At 49.7% G+C, this 1743-nt stretch carries 3 protein-coding genes; 1 reads left to right on the top strand and 2 read right to left on the bottom strand.

Annotated elements, in window-relative coordinates:
* Positions 1-225: 225 nt before the first annotated feature.
* Positions 226-639, bottom strand: a complete 414-nt coding sequence (locus tag SV253_08925) for a hypothetical protein (GenBank protein MDY6776175.1) — start codon at positions 637-639, stop codon at positions 226-228.
* A gap of 220 nt (positions 640-859) precedes the next feature.
* Here SV253_08925 and SV253_08920 point away from each other — a divergent pair, with 220 nt between their 5' ends.
* Positions 860-1063, top strand: coding sequence for a hypothetical protein (locus SV253_08920; protein ID MDY6776174.1), 204 nt, complete (start codon positions 860-862; stop codon positions 1061-1063).
* Positions 1064-1191: 128 nt separating this feature from the next.
* Here SV253_08920 and SV253_08915 read toward each other — a convergent pair whose 3' ends face one another.
* Complete coding sequence (locus SV253_08915; GenBank protein MDY6776173.1) at positions 1192-1542, bottom strand: hypothetical protein; 351 nt, start codon at positions 1540-1542, stop codon at positions 1192-1194.
* Positions 1543-1743: the final 201 nt, after the last annotated feature.

Below are 1743 nucleotides of genomic sequence, written 5' to 3'. Positions count from 1 at the left end.
GGGCATGACCTGGTACTTATCGAGGGCGAGCTCGTCGACGTCGATCATTACTCGACCCTCCATGACTTAGGTGGCACTCCGGCATCGTAGATCTGTAGTCTCCTCGGAGAGTCACAGTCACATCTTGCTACAAGACAGTCTCTGTCATCGGCGTCTCTATGGAGACGAGGTGACTCGCCGCAGTGTTTACAGTGGATCCTCTGGAGGTCTGTGCTCTCTTGCATCTTAGTGACCCTCCTCTCCTGTAGTTGTCACGGCGACTGTCTGGGGTTCTGTGCCTTCTTCTATAGGACTGTAATCGAGTGCCTCGGGATCTGTGAGTACTAGTGACGCTGTCTGGTATTTTGCGTCTTCGAGGAGGGCGAGATGTGCCTGGACGACGGCTTCCTCTGTGCCTTTTATTGCTGTAGATATCTCTGTTTTAGAGCAGTGACTGCAGTAGACGCCTCTTACGTCCCAGCTGGCGTCTTGTTGCCTAGAGTAAGTGTAAGCAGTTACATCCGAGCCTTCACGTAGGTAGGTACCGCATCTGTCGCAGACCACAAACTCGTCGTGTGACTCTCCTATGCCGACGCGTAGTCCATCTAGCAGTTGCTCTAATAGCGATACATCTTTCTGGGTCGTATTCGTAGCTTTCATTGCTTCTCGATCCTCCGGGAAGCACTCGGCGGGTGTTGCTGCACCCGTCTCCTTCTACGAGAACTAAATCCCGTAGTCTGGAGTATCGTGCTTCTTACTCCATAAGTTATATCTCTAATCACTTAATACTTTGCACCAATGCAAATGATGTGCTTTGGTGCAAACCTTTAAGACTTCATAAGCAGAAACATGAATTATCATGAGTGCAAAGCTGTCTGGCATGGGTCGTTATCGAGCATTAATGACTGACACGGATCGGGAATATATCTCCGGGGAAGATGAAGCTACAAAAGACCAAGAGTACCAAGCTGTATCTCGGGTTCGTAGCCGTATTAATGAAGAACTTACAAAAGATATAGAGATACTAGAAGAGCATCATCCTGAGCTACTCGAAGAGCTAAGGGAAGTTGTTTGTGAGGACTAAAACCCATTTCTCTTCTAGAGAAGCCACCGAAACTGTTGGTTAGCTCCCCCAGGGTAACCACGGTGATACATCCGAGTCTTCCCTTAACCTCTCGACCTCGACGCCCACGATCACGTTGAAGCTGTCCACTACCACCTGTCGGGGTTAGAGGCATTCATCTCAATCACGTCGAGATGAAATACCTTCAACCGTCCGTCCTCATTCCTCTCGTTGAGAAGATAGATTCGGACATCTGAGTCTTCGAGTATCTCAGATATTCCGCCGTCGACGAACTGAGCCTCGTCGACAGCTCCGTTCCGGTGCATGACACGGAAGATGTCGGTGGTCTCGTTAACCTCTAGTACTCTTACTCGCTCGGCGTTGGGTATCTCTCCCTCTGCCTCGTCGTCGCTCGTCACCGTCTCCAGTAGGAAAGACCCGCCTATGAGGGCGAATAGAGCCAAGAAAGTCAGTCCGACAGTACGTGCCTTCCTATTCATCAAGACTCAACCTCGACTGACGTCTTTCGAGATCGTATAAGCGTCGGAGTGGGGTGAACAATGCTTTCTAGCACTTGCTAGACTTCAGTCCCTACAAGGGTTCTTTTGTAACTGGTTAGCCGAGAAGATATGCTTACAGCTCGGATAGCTTCAACCCCACAAGGGTTCATCTGTAACTTATACGTAAGCACAGGAGAATAC

Source organism: Candidatus Afararchaeum irisae, from assembly GCA_034190545.1.
Classification (GTDB): domain Archaea; phylum Halobacteriota; class Halobacteria; order Halobacteriales; family Afararchaeaceae; genus Afararchaeum; species Afararchaeum irisae.
Note: the sequence above shows the minus strand (reverse complement) of the source record. Positions and strands in the feature narration are given on the sequence as shown.